The sequence below is a fragment of the Salinibacterium sp. NK8237 genome (assembly GCF_015864955.1).
Lineage (GTDB): Bacteria > Actinomycetota > Actinomycetes > Actinomycetales > Microbacteriaceae > Rhodoglobus.
Genome location: NZ_JADYWE010000001.1, coordinates 1,941,996 through 1,955,674, shown reverse-complemented (window position 1 = coordinate 1,955,674; position 13,679 = coordinate 1,941,996). Strand labels below are relative to the sequence as shown.

At 61.5% G+C, this 13,679-nt stretch carries 12 protein-coding genes; 7 read left to right on the top strand and 5 right to left on the bottom strand.

Annotated features, from left to right (window positions below; translation table 11 throughout):
* Positions 1-14: 14 nt before the first annotated feature.
* On the bottom strand, positions 15-1,394 hold the full coding sequence (locus I6E56_RS09440; protein ID WP_197137609.1) for an anaerobic C4-dicarboxylate transporter: 1,380 nt from the start codon (positions 1,392-1,394) through the stop codon (positions 15-17).
* 199 nt (positions 1,395-1,593) lie between these two features.
* Between I6E56_RS09440 and I6E56_RS09435 the strand changes: the two genes are divergently transcribed.
* The 4 genes from I6E56_RS09435 (at position 1,594) to I6E56_RS09420 (ending at position 4,462) form a co-directional block, all read left to right on the top strand.
* Complete coding sequence (locus I6E56_RS09435; protein WP_231606299.1) at positions 1,594-1,905, top strand: hypothetical protein; 312 nt, start codon at positions 1,594-1,596, stop codon at positions 1,903-1,905.
* A 41-nt stretch (positions 1,906-1,946) separates the two neighbouring features.
* Entirely contained in the window at positions 1,947-2,921 is a 975-nt protein-coding gene (locus tag I6E56_RS09430) for a 1-phosphofructokinase family hexose kinase (RefSeq protein ID WP_197137608.1), read from the top strand.
* A 333-nt stretch (positions 2,922-3,254) separates the two neighbouring features.
* Entirely contained in the window at positions 3,255-3,995 is a 741-nt protein-coding gene (locus I6E56_RS09425; RefSeq protein WP_197137606.1) for a hypothetical protein, read from the top strand.
* A gap of 71 nt (positions 3,996-4,066) precedes the next feature.
* Positions 4,067-4,462, top strand: a complete 396-nt coding sequence (locus I6E56_RS09420) for a GntR family transcriptional regulator (RefSeq protein ID WP_197137604.1) — start codon at positions 4,067-4,069, stop codon at positions 4,460-4,462.
* Positions 4,463-4,508: 46 nt separating this feature from the next.
* Here I6E56_RS09420 and I6E56_RS09415 read toward each other — a convergent pair whose 3' ends face one another.
* Both I6E56_RS09415 and I6E56_RS09410 read right to left on the bottom strand, forming a co-directional pair.
* Positions 4,509-5,129, bottom strand: a complete 621-nt coding sequence (locus I6E56_RS09415) for a response regulator transcription factor (protein WP_197137603.1) — start codon at positions 5,127-5,129, stop codon at positions 4,509-4,511.
* Positions 5,126-6,340, bottom strand: coding sequence for a sensor histidine kinase (locus I6E56_RS09410; RefSeq protein ID WP_197137602.1), 1,215 nt, complete (start codon positions 6,338-6,340; stop codon positions 5,126-5,128). The genes I6E56_RS09415 and I6E56_RS09410 overlap by 4 nt, the downstream gene beginning before the upstream one ends.
* Positions 6,341-6,502: 162 nt before the next feature.
* Between I6E56_RS09410 and I6E56_RS09405 the strand changes: the two genes are divergently transcribed.
* Together I6E56_RS09405 and I6E56_RS09400 are read left to right on the top strand one after the other, a co-directional pair.
* Positions 6,503-7,576 carry an FtsX-like permease family protein gene (locus I6E56_RS09405; RefSeq protein ID WP_197137601.1) on the top strand — a complete coding sequence of 358 codons (1,074 nt, stop codon included), beginning with the start codon at positions 6,503-6,505 and terminating at the stop codon, positions 7,574-7,576.
* Positions 7,573-8,280, top strand: a complete 708-nt coding sequence (locus I6E56_RS09400; protein WP_197137600.1) for an ABC transporter ATP-binding protein — start codon at positions 7,573-7,575, stop codon at positions 8,278-8,280. Before I6E56_RS09405 ends, I6E56_RS09400 begins: the two co-directional genes overlap by 4 nt.
* Positions 8,281-8,286: 6 nt before the next feature.
* Here I6E56_RS09400 and I6E56_RS09395 read toward each other — a convergent pair whose 3' ends face one another.
* Together I6E56_RS09395 and I6E56_RS09390 are read right to left on the bottom strand one after the other, a co-directional pair.
* Positions 8,287-9,099, bottom strand: coding sequence for an aldo/keto reductase (locus I6E56_RS09395; RefSeq protein ID WP_197137599.1), 813 nt, complete (start codon positions 9,097-9,099; stop codon positions 8,287-8,289).
* Positions 9,100-9,175: 76 nt separating this feature from the next.
* The gene (locus tag I6E56_RS09390; protein WP_197137598.1) at positions 9,176-12,646 is read right to left on the bottom strand and encodes a bifunctional proline dehydrogenase/L-glutamate gamma-semialdehyde dehydrogenase; all 3,471 of its coding nucleotides are present in this window, start codon (positions 12,644-12,646) and stop codon (positions 9,176-9,178) included.
* A gap of 127 nt (positions 12,647-12,773) precedes the next feature.
* On the opposite strand from I6E56_RS09390, the gene I6E56_RS09385 reads away from it, so the two are divergent.
* Entirely contained in the window at positions 12,774-13,667 is an 894-nt protein-coding gene (locus I6E56_RS09385; protein WP_197137597.1) for a LysR family transcriptional regulator, read from the top strand.
* Positions 13,668-13,679 lie beyond the last annotated feature (12 nt).

Sequence of the window (13,679 nt, the reverse complement as noted above, 5' to 3'; positions counted from 1 at the left end):
GCTGTCGGCCTCAATTATCCCCAGAGCACGCCGAACAGCGCTCCGGCAGCGATCGTCGTGCCTGCCAGCAGCAGCGAAGGCACAAAGAAGGAGTGATCATAAAGCTTGGTGCCCAGCTTGGTGCTCCCCGTTGCATCAAAGTTGGCCGCGGCGATCTGAGATCCGTTGGTAGGAAGCAAGTAGATTCCAGCGAAGGCGCCCGCCCACATGCCAGAGAGTAGCCCGAGCGGGATCCCGGAAACCAGACCAATCGGCACGATCGTCCTAGTCGCGGTCGACTGACTCGTGGTGAGAACGCAGACCACGAATACGCCAAGCGCGAAGATCCACGGTGCCGCCTGTACGGCGTTGCCAACAGTCAAGGCGATGTCCTCGGAATGGGCGCCAAGGAAAGTATCCGTGAGCCAGGCCAAGCCGAACAGAGCAATGGCGGAGACCATCCCGGCCCGGAAAACAGTCGTCTTGGGTACAGCGGCGATCGTGGGACGCGAAACTAGCAGGATTACCGTGCCGGTGACAAACATGACGATCTCAATGATTGGCGTCATCCCAACGGGGTCGCCAGCCGCATCCAACGGCCGAATGGCCTTGAAAAGACCAAACACGACAATCGCCACGACGCCAAGAAGGAAAATAATCGCGGCATTTCTCCCGGACGTCGTCACAGCGGTCTGAACCGGGGTGGGTGCCAGCTGGGTGCCACGCTTCGTCTTTTTTGCGCCACTAGCCTGCACCCCGTCCGGTGCAGGAATCGTTCCGGCGGCGATCTTTGCCTGGATCTCGGGGTCATCAGCAATGTCCTTGCCGAGGCGCTGCACGAAGAAGCTCGTCGCAACAATGCCGACCACCGCAGCCGGGAAGGTGACCTTGACGATGTCGATGAGCTCATAGTTGAAGGGCGATACGTCGGTGAGCGTAATCATCGCTGCCATGGCTGCCGAGACCGGGCTGCAAGCGAGTGCGATTCCTGTCGCGACAACGGAAAGCGAAAGCGGTCGAGAAGGACGGATGCCGTTGCGGTAGGAGAGGTCTTGGATGATTGGCAGCAGCGGGTAGAGGATGTTCGAGGTGCCGGCGCCGGCCGCAAATACGAAGGAGACAAGCGGGGCAACAAGAGTGATCTGTTTCGGATTTTTCTTGATGAGAGTAGCGGCGATTGACACCATCCAATCGATTCCACCGGCAACCTGCATCACTGAGGATGCGAGCACGATGGCGAGAACGATGAGGAGGGCGTCGACGGGCGGCGAGCCAGGAGCTAGACGGAAACCAAAGACAAGAATAGCAACACCTGCTCCGCCCCAAAGGCCGAGCCCGACCCCGCTCGATCGTGTACCCATGATGATGCAGCCGAGCACTACGAGCAATTGTGTGATGAAAAGTGCGATCTCCATGGAGCCCCAGCCTTATCGCTGACCTAAAGCGGGCAACTGTTCCACAGCATAGGCACCCGGAGGCACCGGCACCACCCAACGCCCGGCGAGCGGGCTGCTGCTGCCCCTGCAGAGGAGTGCGATCCTGTGCGGATGCCCGGCAATACTGGACCCTTCCTACCCCCTTACGCTGGTTGAGACCCGTGGCTACGCTGAAGTTATGAGCGAACACGAGCACACGAAAGGCGAAGACGAGACGTCTGCCCCTGGAGGCTACGTCGGATTCATCGAATGGCTGAACGAAAAACTGTTCCCAATTTTGGGCACACCCGATCTGGGTCCCTACGAGGCCGTCGTCGAAAAGGTGGCTGATGCAGTCTGTCCCGTGTGTGGAAGGCCCATATCTGAACACTTCATCGACCATTCCACACCGAACACAATTCTCAATTGCCCTATTGCGCACAAACCGGAGCCGGTGGATAACTCACCGCTGAATGAACTCGGGATGGATATCCCCTCCACCGAGAGCTAAACCGCTCGATGGGGCGGTAACAACGCCATAAAGTGGGGATTATGGCATCCGTTACTCCCCCGCTGTCCACGACAGGGCGGCCCATCGTGACCCTGACGATCAACCCTGCGCTCGACATCAGCACGTCGACTCCACGGGTGATTAAGGATCACAAGCTGCGCTGTGGCCCCAGCCGCATCGACCCTGGCGGAGGCGGCGTGAATGTGGCGCGCACCATCCACAAACTCGGCGGGGACGCCCTTGCCATCTACGCGGCCGGTGGCCTCACGGGAGCCACCTATCAACAGTTGCTCGAGACAGAAGGCGTTCCCAGCCTCGCGGTGCCCATTGCTGGCACGACTCGGGAGAGCTTCACCGTTGACGAAAACGATTCGGGCCAACAGTTTCGGTTCGTGCTGCAGGGCCCAGAGTTTCGCGAAGCCGAGTGGCAACGCTGCCTTGCAACGCTAGAAGCAGCGATCATTCCCGGTGGCTATGTTGTGGCCAGCGGCAGTCTGCCGCCCGGAGTGCCGACAGATTTCTACGCTCAAGTGGCACGATTGGCGCACCAGAAGGGTGCACGCTCGATCATCGACACCTCTGGCGAAGCGCTCAAGGATGCCCTTGCCGAGGGCGTCTACCTCGTGAAACCGAGCTTGCGCGAACTGAGCGAACTTGTCGGCCGAGAACTCACCACCGAACAGAGTGAAGTGGATGCCGCCGCCGAGCTTGTCGCTCGCGGCTCTGCCCAACTCGTTGCTTTGACTCTTGGCGAGGCCGGCGCCGTGCTCGCCTCCGCCTCCGGCGTCATCCGGCTGCCAGTGCCCACGGTGCGGGTGCAGAGTGCTGTCGGTGCTGGCGATGCATTCCTGGGAGCGTTTGTGTGGCGACTGTCACAGGGGCAAGATCCTGAGACCGCGTTCCGCTCTGCGGTCGCTGCGGGAAGCGCAACCGCAGCTAAGCCGGCGACCGAGATGTGTGCCCTCGCCGAAGTGGAAACGCTCGAAAAACTGCTGCCGGTTGCGACTCGCTTCTAGCTGTGATTTCTGCGATGAGGGGCCGGCTGACAGTTGTGCAAATCTGGCACTACCGAAGGCACCGGATCGGTTCGGCGTAAGCACGAGAGATCCTGAAATGGGCGGATTCTGGAAAACAAGAAACTGACACTCACGGACGGGCAATAAGGAGCGCGAACTTCACCGCTTCCTCGCACGGTAAGCGCGCAGTTCGAATTCTCAGCAGAAATGATAATCGCCGGACGGGATCATCAAAATGGAAATAGGAGTACCCAGAGGATCCCGAATTGTCCACCCCCTAACTGGGACAGCGATAGACGCCACGGCGCGAATAAGCGTCCGTATGATGATTTTGTGTCAGAAGTTAAGAAATTCAATCTCAGAGCTGTGGTCAACGCGACCTTTGATAAGGCTCTCGAGTCTCAACAACCATTTGCAATCGCGACTGTCGAACGGCTGCGGCGAGTTCATCCTGACAAATCACCCGCTGAGCTAATCAAAGTAGTCAACAAATACTATCTTGGCGCTGTAACGGCAACCGGTGCAGGCGCTGGCGCAGCGGCAATCACGCCGAACCTCGCGGTGCAAGTTCCGGTCGCGATAGTCGAGCTAGGCACGTTCCTGGAAGCCTCCGTTTTATATACGCTTACCGTCGCCGAGATTCACGGGTTACATCTAGAAGACATCGAACGCCGCAGGCTTTTAGTGACAGCCGTACTCGTAGGCAACACAGCCGTCTCTGCAACCCTTGAGTCCTTGCTCGGTCGCACAGTCCCCTTCTGGGGGAAAAAAATTGTGTCGTCAATTCCTATGGCGACAATCGATGCTGCGAACAAGATCCTCGGGCCGAGGTTCATCACAAAGTACGGCACACGACAGGGAATTCTGGTACTCGGGAAACAAGTGCCCTTAGCCATTGGCGTCGCTATCGGGGCCGGCGGGAACAATGTATTTGGCCACCTGAATATTAAGGCGGCTAAAACTATTCTTGGACCGCCTCCCGCGTCGTGGGACTTGGTCGCCGAGTTCAGCGCCGATGCGAACGGTGTCGCAGCCGAACCATTTCCCGTTGATCTGACGACGTCCACAGACTGAGCGGTAAAGCGATTGATGGGGTGCTGTGAAGAGCTTCGGATGCCGCCAAACCCCGTGTGAGAGAATCAACCATGGCTGAATCGTGGCGTCGCACACCGACCGAAAGTCCTGTCACTTTTGAGATCGACACCGCAGCATCCATTCCTCCGTTTGAGCAGATCAAAGCTCAGGCGATCGCCCAGATCACGAGCGGCGAGCTTCTCGCGGGCACCAAACTTGCGACGGTGCGTCAGCTTGCCACCGACCTCGGCATCGCCCCCAACACTGTGGCGCGGGCGTACCGCGAACTCGAGGCCGACGGTTTTCTGCACTCGCGCGGCCGCAACGGCACCGTCGTAAAGGCTCAACCCGGCGATGCCGCAGCGCTTCTCCAACTTGAGGCCAGGGCCTACGCCAACCGCGCAGCCGAGCTCGGCATCAGCACCGACGAAGCACAGCGCTTCGTCGCTATCGCCCTCAAGGGCTAGTCGGCCAGACCAACCGCAGCGCGCCGAACTGACGCAGCAGCTCGAACTATCGCAGCACTCCAAGTTCGCGCGCTTTCGAGACTGCAGCGGTTCGCGATGACACGTTCAGCTTCGAAAAAATGTGCACCAGGTGCGACTTCACTGTCGTTTGCGAGACAAAGATTTCTCCGGCAATCACCGCGTTCGACATTCCGGCGGCGACGCGCTCCAGCACTTCAATCTCGCGCTTGCTCAGGCTCACTTGCGGAGCCCGCATCCGGTCCAGCAATCGGCCAGCGATCACGGGAGCCAAAGCGCTCTCGCCCGCAGCCGCAGCACGAACGGCCGCGATCAACTCATGCGGCGGGGCGTCCTTGAGCAGGTAGCCACTAGCGCCGGCCTCTACGGCACCCAGGATGTCGCCATCGGTGTCGTAGTTGGTGAGAACCAGCACGTACGGGGCAGCATCGAGCGTGCGGATGCGACGCGTGACATCCGCGCCCGACTCCAGCTCGCCGAACTGCAAATCCATCAATATCACGCTCGGGTTCGCCGACTGCACGAGCGCAAAAGCCTCATCCGGCGTGGCCGCCTCCCCCACAACCGTGAGGTCAGTTTCGTGTTCGAGCAAGGCACGCAAGCCGGCGCGGACGACCGGATGATCGTCAGCAATCGCCACGCGGATCATGCCGTCTCCCCCGCCGTTGGTCTTAGCAGCAGCTCGACCGTCACCGTGGTACCAGCGCCGGGGCTCGATTCAACCGTCAACCTGCCACCCAGCTGTTCGACACGTTCGCGGGTTGCCGTCAGTCCGAAAGAATCAGTGAACCCTCGAGCCGATGCTGCCTCCGCGCGTTCGGGATCGAACCCTCGGCCGTTGTCGGCGATCGTGAGCCGCACATCCGAATCATTGCGCTCGATCGAGATCGTGGCCTGCGTTGCGTCCGAGTGCTGCACGACGTTCGCCATCGCCCCCTGAGCAATGCGCAGCAGGGCGGTCTGCACGGGCATCGGCAGGTCAAGAGCATCCGCAACCCGCACCCGGATCTCACGCTCGGGCGTCTGCCACTGGGTTTCAGCGAGACGACGCAAAGCCGCGCCCATCCCCTGCTCTACGAGTGCCGCCGGGGCAAGCTCGCGAATGAAATTACGAGTGTCGGCGAGATTGGCGGCCGCTGTCTCGCGGGCAAGGCGCACGTGCTCAAGGCCCGCAGCATGAGGGTCGGCACGTTCCGCAGCATGAAGCAGCAGTTGGATGCTCGACAGCCCCTGCGCGACGGTGTCGTGAATCTCGCGCGCAAGTCGCGCTCGCTCCGCTAGCACCCCGGATTCGCGCTCGGTCTGCGCCAGCTGGTCGCGCGTCTCAAGGAGTTGCTTCACCAACAGTTCGCGGTCTGCAGCCTCAGCGGCGAGTGACTTGTAGCCAAGACCAATCACGATCGCGACGCCCGCTCCGACGAGTGGCCCGACAACGCCACCCACGGTCCACTCACTGTGCAAACCGAGCGCCGCGATGGCCAGCAACGTCGACCCCAGCACCGCGAGGGTGCGCCAGCCGCGCGGCAACAGGTGCAGATAAAGAAAGAACAGGGGGAACACGAGGTAGGCGGCATCCGAACTCAACCACACCAGCACGAGCCATTCGGCCGACAAGACCAGCGCCCACAGGTAGGCCGTCACCGACTGCGCGCTCGCCCCCGAGCTCATCGCGTGGCGCGCCAAATAACCGCCGAAGCCGTAGGTGACGAGCAGCAGCGCCGCGAGCGAAATCACCGCCACCGTGTTCGGGTTGCCGTCGACGAACGCCCGCACGACAACGAGCACAGTCAAAGCGACAAAGAGGATGTGCAAACTGGTGCGCAACCCCACAAAAACGGGGGTCAACGCAGTGTGGCTCATAATTCGACCCTACTGCCGTGCACGACTGCTTCTATCCATCGAAAGGATGATTGTGCCCTCCGTACTACGCGCCACGAAAGGTACTCTCCCGGCCGATGCCCGAAGGCCCTCACGAGAGGAGGCTAGTTACTGTCGCATTCGTCGACGCCGAAAGGACTCCCCATGTTTGTTGCTTGGCGCGATCTGCGCTTCGCCCGCGGACGATTTGTGCTCATTGGCACTGTCGTCGCTCTCATCACTTTGCTCGTGGGGTTCCTGAGCGGCCTCACTGGGGGCCTCGCTGCCCAGAACATTTCGGGAGTGCTCTCGCTCCCCGCCGACCAGCTCGTGTTCGCGACCCCCAGCAGCAAGGGCGCCGATGAGGCGAGCTTCTCTGACTCCGACGTTACCGAGACGCAGGCGACCATCTGGGCTGCGGCTGACGGTGTCGAATCGGCCTACCCGATCGGTGTCTCGCAGACGAAGGCAGAATCGCCAGAGTCCAGCACCGCCATCGCTATCTTCGGCGTTGTCTCCGACTTCGATGAGACGGCCCCGAGCGCCGACGGCAAGGTGGGCCTGTCTGAGGATGCCGCCACCGGCCTCGACGTCACCACCGGTGACACCATCACCATCGCCGGCACCGACTACACGGTCGAGAAGATCAGCGGAAACTGGTGGTACAACCACACACCCGTCGTGCAGATGACTCTCGAAGACTGGCAGGGCTACTCGGCCACGACCGGAAGCCCCGACGCGTATGCGACCGCCATTGCGGTCACCGGTGACGCTGACTGGGATGCCATCAACACTGAAGCAGACACCCTCAGCAATTCGGTGCTGTTGTCTCTCACTGCCGTCAGCTCGTTCCGCTCAGAGATCGGTTCGCTGCTGCTCATGGTCGCGATGCTTTTCGGAATTTCTGCTCTCGTGATCGGCGCGTTCTTCACGGTGTGGACGATGCAGCGCAAGGCTGACATCGCCGTGCTCAAGGCGCTCGGAGCATCCACCTCGTCCCTCGTTCGCGACGCGCTGGGTCAAGCTCTCATCGTGCTGCTGATTGGTGTTGGCATCGGGATCGGCATCACCGCCATTCTCGGGGCCCTCCTGGGCGACGCTTTGCCGTTCATCCTGAGCCCGTACACGACCCTGCTGCCAGGGTTCATCATGATTGCCCTAGGCCTTGCCGGCGCTGCGTTCGCGCTGCGTTCTGTCACCACCGCCGACCCCCTCACCGCCCTTGGGAGCACCCGATGATTCAGCTCAACAACGTCACGCTCACCTTCCCCGACGGCGATGGCCGCGTCACTGCGGTCGACCACGTCACGCTCAGTGCCCGCCCCGGCACGGTCACCGGCATCACCGGGCCGAGCGGATCTGGCAAGTCGAGCCTGCTCGCGGTGGCCGCGACCCTCATCCACCCCGACTCCGGTCAGGTCATGATCGATGAGGTGGATGCCGCCCAGCTGTCGGCCACCGAGGCGACAGCGTTGCGTCGCGACGCAATCGGTATCGTCTTTCAGCAGGCCAATCTGTTGCCGTCGCTGACCGCGCTCGAACAACTCGCCGTCATGAACGAATTGGGTGCGCCGCACAGCCGCGGCCGTCGTGCCGCCGTGCGCACGCACGCCGCCGAATTGCTCGCCTCGGTGGGTCTTGGCGATCAGATGCACAAGCGCCCCCACCAGCTTTCGGGCGGTCAGCGTCAGCGCATCAACATCGCGCGGGCGCTCATGAACGACCCGAAGGTGCTGCTCGTTGACGAACCCACGAGTGCACTCGACCAGGAGCGCGGTGCGAGCATTATCGAGCTCATCCTGCGCCTTACAGACGAACGCAACACGTCGACGCTGCTGGTGACCCATGACCTCGTTCACTTGCCGCGGATGCACGCCGTCATGAACATGGTCGATGGCCAGCTCGACACGGTGCGCGCCGAAGCGCTCGTTGCCGCCAACTAGCGCGAGCTAGTGCCCGATCTCGTCGGAGTCAACGCCAGACCCCGGCACATCGATTGCCGCGATCGCTTCCAGATCACGGGAGTCGAGCTCGAAATCGAAGATCGCAATGTTGTCGGCCAGTCTCTCGGGGTTGGCCGACTTCGGAATGGCGACGAGCCCGTTCTGCAGGTGCCAACGCAGCGCAATCTGAGCCGCTGAGCGCTCGTGCTTGGCCGCAATCTCCTGCAATACCGGCTGCTCAAGAACGCTCTTGATCGGGCTCCACGCTTCCGTGACGATTCCGCGGGAGTCGTGATAAGCCCGCTCCGCTAGGCGAGCATTGGTCGGCGAAAGGTCAATCTGGTTCACTGCCGGAACTGTTGTGCCAGCATCCGCCAGCACTTCAAGGTGGGCCGGCTTGAAGTTGGAGACACCGATCGAGCGAACAAAGCCGTCGGCCTTCAGCTTCTCAAACGTGCGCCACGTCGAGAGGAATTCGCCGCGGGCGGGCAGTGGCCAATGGATCAGCAACAGGTCAACGTAGTCGAGGTCGAGGCGTTCCAGACTCTCCCTCAGCCCATCGATCGCTCGGTCATTGCCTTGAGATTCGCCGTTGAGCTTCGTTGTGACGAAGAGTTCATCGCGGTCAATTCCGCTTCGCCGGATGCCCTCGCCAACGCCAACTTCATTGCCGTATTTGAAAGCCGTATCAATGTGGCGGTACCCGAGCTCGATGGCAGTCGGAACAATGACCGCAGCTTCTGCATCGCTGAGCGGCCACGTGCCAAGACCAAGCTGGGGGATGCTGTGGCCATCATTGAGGGGAATCGAGGGGATCATCCTCTTAGGCTAAACGACGCTCAGAGCAGTGTGTGGGGACTCGCTGTAGCGAATCCCCACACACCCTGTGAGTTCTTTAGACCTCGAGCGCAGCCATGGCCGGATCGGGGTTTCCGAAGCGGTGTGCCGTGATCGACAGCGACTGCTCTTGCACGAAGATCAGCAATTCAACGCGACCGGATGTCGTGACCTCGCCCGACCACACCGCGACGTCAGGGTTTCCGCCAACGGCTTCTGCGAGATCGACAGAGGAACCGCCGATGAGGCGCACCCGATTGGTGTTGAGCTCACCCTTGGCTGCGCGTTCGTTCCAACGAGCATCCGATTCAACAAAAACTTCAGCAACTGAGACGCCTACATTTCCCGACTCGAACGATTCGGTGAGCAGCGACGGCAATGGCGTAGCGGAGCTGATGTGAATAGTTGCGCCAACACGAGCGGCGCCGGCGATCATTCGCACCAGGTGACCCATTGGTTCGCCCTCGGAGAGGCGAATGGTGACGGGCACCGGGCGATAGCGGAAGACGTTGCGCTCGACGCCGAGATCTGACACGTCACGGCTGATGCCGAATTCTGTCTCCCACGCACGCTGGTCGCTTTCGGCAGCACGACGTACACGGTCGAACTCGTCGAACTCCATGCCCGACTGTGCCTTCTTGATAACCGAAGAGACCTGGTCGCTGAGACCGCGGACCTGAATGTCGCGAGCGGCGGGCTGTTCAACGGCTTTCCACTGCCCGAGTGTCATCAGGTAGTTGGGTCCGCCAGCCTTGGCGTGGCAGCCGACGGCTGAACGCTTCCAGCCGCCGAAGGGTTGGCGGCGAACAATGGCGCCCGTGATTCCCCGGTTGACGTAGGCGTTTCCGGCCTGAACTTCATCGAGCCAGCGAGCAACCTCGGTTGGATCGAGCGAGTGGATGCCCGCTGTCAGTCCGTAGTCCACGGCGTTCTGCATCTCGATCGCTTCGGTGAGGTTCTTGGCCCGCATGACGCCAAGAACGGGGCCGAAGTATTCGGTCATGTGGAATTCGCTGCCCGGCGCGACACCGGTGCGAACTCCGGGGGTCCACTGCTTGCCTTCGTCATCAAGCTGACGTGGCTTCACGAGCCAGCTCTCGCCGGGAGCGAGAGTCGTGAGGGCGTTAAGCAACTTGCCCTGAGCAGGCTCAACAATCGGGCCCATCATGGTGAGAGGGTCCTGAGGGAGGCCAACGCGCAGAGTGCGTACCGAGTCAACGAGCTGACGCTCAAAGCGTTCGCTCCTCCCGACCGAGCCGACCAGAATCACAAGGGATGCGGCCGAGCATTTTTGCCCTGCGTGCCCAAAGGCGCTCTTGGTGACGTCGGCGACGGCGAGGTCGAGGTCTGCGCTTGGCGTGACGATGATCGCGTTCTTGCCACTGGTCTCCGCCAGAATCGGCAGGTCATTGCGCCAGGAACGGAACAGCGCGGCAGTCTCCCACGCCCCCGTCAGGATGACGCGGTCAACAGCGGGGTCGGCAATCATGATGCGACCGAGTTCACGATCCTTTAGGTCAACGAACGCGAGCACTTCACGCGGCACGCCCGCTTCCCAGAGCGCTTCGACCATTACGGCGGCGCTGCGCTGCGAAAGCTTCGCTGGCTTGATGATGACGCCACTGCCCGAGGCGAGTGCCGAAAGCACGCTGCCCGCGGGAATGGCAACCGGGAAGTTCCACGGCGGAGTAACAATGATGAGCTTTGACGGCACGAACGTAGCGTCGTCGATCGCTTCAAGGTCGAGAGAGCGCTCGGCGTAGTAGTGCGCGAAGTCGATCGCTTCGCTGACCTCTACGTCACCTTCGGCGATCGTCTTACCGGCTTCGGTAGCCATAACCTCGATGAGGCGGGCACGTGAGGCTTCGATCGCGTCGCCGGCGCGGTGCAAGATCGCGGCGCGTTCTGCGGCGGGCATGCCACCCCAGTTCGCTCCGGCGGCCGTGACGGAATCGAGGATGCCCTCCATCTGCTCAGGGGTCGTGACAGCGCCAGCCTTGACGGTGTCTACGCCGAGCAAAGAGTTACCGCTGCGTGCCAAGATCGCACGGCCCCAGGTGCGGTTTTCACCGATGGCGGGGTCAGTGTCTGCGACGTTGTTGAATGGGCGAGCACCGATGAGTGCTGCAGGCTGGGTGCGATCTTGAACACGGTTGGATGTCTGCGCCGGCAGGTCGAGGTTGGCGAGCGACGCCAAGAAGCGGTCTTGCTCGCGCACGAAGATGTGTTCGTTGCTGGAGAGCTCGAAGAGGCCCGACATGAAGTTCTCGGTACTGGCGTTCTCTTCGAGGCGACGCACGAGGTAGCTGATAGCGGAGTCAAACTCGCTCGGCTGAACGACGGGCGTGTACAGCAGCAGGCTGCCGACATCCTTTCTGACCGCTTCGGCCTGGCCGGTAGCCATTCCGAGGAGCATTTCAAATTCGATTCCCTCGGTGACGCCGCGCTCTTGAGCGAGGTGCCACGCGAATGCGATGTCGAAGAGATTGTGGCCGGCAACACCGATGCGCACAGCGTCGACGTGCTCTGGGGTGAATGCCCAGTCGAGCACACGCTTGTAGTGAGTGTCGGTGTCTTGCTTGGTTCCCCACGTAGCCATTGGCCAATGGTGGGTTACCGCGTCAACGTGCTCCATGGCGAGGTTGGCACCCTTAACAACGCGCACCTTGATGTTGGCACCGCCGCGAGCGCGACGAGCCATCGACCACGCGGTGAGTTCCTTGATTGCGTCGAGGGCATCGGGCAGGTAGGCCTGAAGCACGATGCCAGCTTCGAGTTCGAGCAACTCTGGCTGGTCGAGAAGCTTCTCGAAAACCGCGATCGTGAGGTCGAGGTCTTTGAACTCTTCCATGTCGAGGTTGATGAACTTCTTCTGCGGCGAGCGCAGGGCAACCAAGTAGAGCGGAGTGAGGCGGTCGACAACACGGTCGACGGTCTCGTCGAAGGCCCACATGGAAAGTTGGGAAACAACCGACGACACCTTGATGGAGACGTAGTCAACGTCATCCCGGTTCAGGAGCGCACGGGTGCCGGCGAGGCGGTTGTCTGCCTCGTCATCACCGAGCACTGCTTCACCGAGCAGGTTGAGGTTCAGGTTGACGCCCTCACGACGCAAGTGCACGAGAGCCTTGTCGAGCTTGGCCGGGGTTGCGTCGATGATGAGATGGCCGACCATGCCGCGAAGTACCCGCCGAGCAATAGGAACGATGATCCACGGCAGCAGAGGCGCGAAGCCGCCGCCGACGAGGATGGCGAAGCGGAGGTACCACGGCAGGAACGCCGGGATGATGTGGGTGAGGCGCTCGAGGTTGCGGCCGGCGACCCGCAAATCTTCGGGCCGAACGACGGTGTCGATGAACCCGAGAGTGAACTCGAGACCGTTCGGATCTTTCAGTACACCGGCGAGGCGCGTGGCACTCGCATCGGTGGGAAACTCTTCACTCTCAGCCAGCCAGCGACGAACGGTGGCTACCGTTTGGTCGGCAATCTGCTGGTGTGAAGCATCGAGGTTGTCGGTATGAGTTGACATGCTCACGAGAATAGGCCTCCGAACGGGGTTGTGGCTGGAACTCTCAGTGTGCGCCCGGGAGTGCCTTTAGCAAAAGCGACGGAAAGCGCATGGTTTCAGTTAGAATTAGTTAACGATTGGCGGAGAAATGCTCGACGTACGACGGCTGCGACTTTTGCGAGAACTCAAGCTTCGCGGCACCATCGCCGCAGTGGCCAATGCCCTCAGTTACACGCCGTCTGCGGTCTCCCAACAGCTCGCTCTTCTCGAAGAAGAAGCGCGGGTTCCGCTGCTCGTTAAAGCGGGTCGCCGCGTGCAGCTCACCCCCGAAGCCGAGCTCCTCGTTGAGCACACCGTCGCCCTCCTCGAACGCCTCGAACTCATGGAAGCGGAGATCCACTCCTCCCTCACCGAAGTGCGGGGAAAGGTGCGTCTCGCTGTCTTCCAATCGGCAGCGCTCGGCATCATTCCGCAAGCGCTCAGCATCATCGCCAACGAACATCCCCAACTGCGCATCGAGATGACCCAGCGCGAACCCGAAAGCGCCCTCTTCGAAACCTGGACGCGCGAATTCGACCTCGTGATCGCCGAACAGTATCCCGGTCATGCCGCACCCCGGCATCCCGACCTCGACATGCTCCCCCTCTATGCCGACGAACTCTCGCTCGCCGTTCCCCACGAAAGCGGAATCATGAGCCTCGCCGACACCACCCAGAGCGCGTGGGTAATGGAACCCCGAGGCACCGCATCACGTCACTGGGCAGAACAGCAGTGCCGGCGCGCAGGGATCGAGCCCGACGTACGCTTCGAAACCGCCGACCTTCAGGCCCACATCCGGCTCGTTGAATCAGGTCACGCGACCGCAATCTTGCCCGGCCTGGTCTGGGGAACACGCACGCCGACCGTCGCGTTGCGGCCAATGCCCGGCCTGCCCCGACGCACTGTCTTTACGTCGGTGCGCGACTCGAGCGTCAGCCGGCCATCGATTGTGGCGTGCCGAGAAGTGCTTGAGCGGGTCGTGCTCGCGCTCGCGCCGGAGTAGCCGCGGCTGCTG

Excerpts from the sequence above, each read along its gene's own strand:
- I6E56_RS09420 (WP_197137604.1), top strand. The coding sequence starts at position 4,067 with ATGGCTGAATCGTGGCGTCGCACACCGACCGAAAGTCCTGTCACTTTT.
- I6E56_RS09385 (WP_197137597.1), top strand. The coding sequence starts at position 12,774 with ATGCTCGACGTACGACGGCTGCGACTTTTGCGAGAACTCAAGCTTCGC.
- I6E56_RS09430 (WP_197137608.1), top strand. The coding sequence starts at position 1,947 with ATGGCATCCGTTACTCCCCCGCTGTCCACGACAGGGCGGCCCATCGTG.
- I6E56_RS09405 (WP_197137601.1), top strand. The coding sequence starts at position 6,503 with ATGTTTGTTGCTTGGCGCGATCTGCGCTTCGCCCGCGGACGATTTGTG.
- I6E56_RS09410 (WP_197137602.1), bottom strand. The coding sequence starts at position 6,340 with ATGAGCCACACTGCGTTGACCCCCGTTTTTGTGGGGTTGCGCACCAGT.
- I6E56_RS09395 (WP_197137599.1), bottom strand. The coding sequence starts at position 9,099 with ATGATCCCCTCGATTCCCCTCAATGATGGCCACAGCATCCCCCAGCTT.
- I6E56_RS09390 (WP_197137598.1), bottom strand. The coding sequence starts at position 12,646 with ATGTCAACTCATACCGACAACCTCGATGCTTCACACCAGCAGATTGCC.
- I6E56_RS09415 (WP_197137603.1), bottom strand. The coding sequence starts at position 5,129 with ATGATCCGCGTGGCGATTGCTGACGATCATCCGGTCGTCCGCGCCGGC.
- I6E56_RS09435 (WP_231606299.1), top strand. The coding sequence starts at position 1,594 with ATGAGCGAACACGAGCACACGAAAGGCGAAGACGAGACGTCTGCCCCT.
- I6E56_RS09400 (WP_197137600.1), top strand. The coding sequence starts at position 7,573 with ATGATTCAGCTCAACAACGTCACGCTCACCTTCCCCGACGGCGATGGC.
- I6E56_RS09440 (WP_197137609.1), bottom strand. The coding sequence starts at position 1,394 with ATGGAGATCGCACTTTTCATCACACAATTGCTCGTAGTGCTCGGCTGC.